We start from the raw sequence: 2,733 nt of genomic DNA, 5'->3' as shown, positions 1-2,733 counted from the left end.
CTTGTTTTTGCCTTTCATTCAATAAATATAAGGCTTTTATCTCAATTAAACAAACTAATTTATGCTCTTATTAATAACAGTAGTAGCATTTTTTGTACCTTTTTTAAGACTTTCATAATTTTAAGATTTTATCTATTTCTGATACAAAGGTATTTCGAAATGCAAGTGAAGAGGTATCTCATTTAGTTCAAAAAACATACTAACTAGCCCTGTTAAATGATCACTTCTATATTAGTTACATTTGTTAATAGTAACTAGGTACTTTACGCAAGCATCTATGAGTCTATGATTTCGAATTAAAAACGTTGGGTAACAATGTATAAGCGTAATGCGGGCTGAATCGCTAAAATTGAGTATTTTACATCTATTAAAGTACCGTGCAAACGGAAAGTGAAGTGCTACTAATGCCGCACTACGCTTATACCAAAACGTTGCCACACATATTATTGAAAGATATTCTGTTGAAAAAAACGATCTGATTTTTAGTGAAAATTCGACTTGAAAAACGACACCGAAATACTGAAAACAGACCGATTTTCCGCACGGAACGAATTTCCGAAATGAGAATTTTAGGTAACGGAAAACGGAATTTACACGCGGAATGAATACACGAAACGCAGAATTTCACGAGTCGAATTTGATTTTAGTTGAGCGACAGACCGAAAATCCGAGCTGAGAAAAACTGAACGGAACGAAATTAGCCGGATTGAAAAACCTGAGTAGAGTAGAGGCCGAACGGAATAAAAAAACTGATAAAAATACGTGTGGCAACACTGTGTATAGCTCATTGCGGGGCAAGTGATTGACTCGAAAGTTTGCGATTTTTTGCTAACTTTACGACTTACTCGAAAGGTCTCGCTGTTTTATCCGCAACGAGCCATACACGAAGAACGTTGTGCTTCATTATGACCAACCAATAACCAATGATAAAATTCTTTAGAAAAATTAGACAAAAAATGCTGACTGAAAACAAATTCAGTAAATATCTGATTTATGCAATTGGAGAAATAATACTTGTGGTCATTGGAATTTTAATTGCTCTTGGAATAAATAATTGGAATGAGCAAGTCAAATTGAATAAATCAATAACTGACCATCTTGAAATACTTGAACAGAACATAATTGAAGACCAATTACAACTTCAAGAATTAAAACTAAACATTACCGAAAGAAAATTAGCAGCAGATTCTGCAATGCTTCAAATGATGACATTAGAGCCAATCGACATTCAACTCAAAAAATATCTGATCATGCTGTATCAAGAATTTACGTTTAGTCCTAATACTAATGCAATTGAAACAATTAATCAATCGAATGAAATACCTTTTTTGAACAGTGAGTTGAGAACCGCTATTCTTGATTATTATTCATTGATTGACAGAACCAAAGAAAGAGAACATATATCTAATACTCAAATACAAACGAAATACGAACCTTATTTAAATGAGCAATATCCTACTATTTTCCAAAAAAATAATAAATGGGATTTTGTGGCGAAGTATTATAAGAATGACCCAAGACCAACATCAATGATAGATAAAGACAAGTTTCTGAATGACAAAACTTTAGAAACTCTTTTAGTATCTAGATATTATCAAAGTATAGCCTTAGAAAAATTTTATGAAGACCTAATCATTTCGTCTGACAAAATACTTTCTAGGATAAAAAAATAACGAAAGCACAACAACGTATATAGCTCATAGCTAATTAGTTGCTTAATCGAAGTTTCAGCATATTTGCAAATCCGCCAAATTTTTTAATTTGGCTTATTGATAAGAAAACGTAATACGAAAATTAAAAAATTCGGCTCGTGCTTAACCGAAAAAATATTGATAATTTACACGCTACGAGCCATATACAAAACCGTTGTGTGCCATTTGAAAAAACGAAAGATTGCGAAAGACAACCCAAATAATATTCAAGCATTATCTAATCGGAATTGTCATCTTGACAATCGGAACTTGGATCATGGGAGAAATACCAAGATGGTACACGATTGAACGAGACCTTCTTCAATGGACTGTTTCTATACTGTCAGTTCCATTAATCGGACTTTTCTTTTCATGGAGAACGACTGTCCGACTTAAAAGAACTGAACGCAAATTGTATCTCTATTCAGTTGTAATTCTCTTCATGACTTGGATTCTGACGCTGTATTCAAAAGCCTTTATTTTGGGACTATACTCAACCTTTGAAAAGGGACAAGCAAGCATTCTCGAATCCATAGCGGGTTACTCAATTTATCAACTTTGGATTTATGGCGGACTTGGACTAATTCATGGATTATTAGGTGGCATATTATTGAAATATGACTTAAAAAAGAACGTAGAAAAAATAAAAAAACGGCACACAACAACGCATATAGCTTATGGCGGGTGAACCGCTGCCAGCAAGGTTTTTACTTCGTAGTTAGCCTTGGTTTCAGTGGACAGGAAAGTGCTTCGAAACCGCCACAAGCCATATGCAAACCGTTGCCACCAATTTGAGAAAAACCATGTTACTCATCTGAAAGTACACTTCACTCAATTTGATTTTTAAGATAATAAAGACTGAATTATAAAAAATGAATTACAAAATAATAATTCTACTTCTGACTTTACTCGGAATTATAGCTTCCTGTAAAACGAATTATAAAATACAATCCTACTCTTTAGATATGTTTTGACCCCTATAAAACAAGAGTGATCTTTTAAATTTCGATTATTAATTAAGCGGTTAATTTTTTCATTAAAA

General features: G+C 33.0%; 2 protein-coding genes. Both read left to right on the top strand.

Annotation, left to right across the window (positions count from 1 at the left end):
• Positions 1-923: 923 nt before the first annotated feature.
• Positions 924-1,673 (top strand): DUF6090 family protein, encoded by a 750-nt coding sequence (locus U1E44_RS16710; RefSeq protein ID WP_322932255.1) that lies wholly within the window; start codon positions 924-926, stop codon positions 1,671-1,673.
• Positions 1,674-2,133: 460 nt separating this feature from the next.
• Complete coding sequence (locus tag U1E44_RS16705) at positions 2,134-2,379, top strand: hypothetical protein (RefSeq protein ID WP_322932254.1); 246 nt, start codon at positions 2,134-2,136, stop codon at positions 2,377-2,379.
• The last annotated feature ends 354 nt before the right edge of the window (positions 2,380-2,733 follow it).

Source organism: Aurantibrevibacter litoralis (genome assembly GCF_034651555.1).
Lineage (GTDB): Bacteria > Bacteroidota > Bacteroidia > Flavobacteriales > Flavobacteriaceae > Aurantibrevibacter > Aurantibrevibacter litoralis.
Note: the sequence above shows the minus strand (reverse complement) of the source record. Positions and strands in the feature narration are given on the sequence as shown.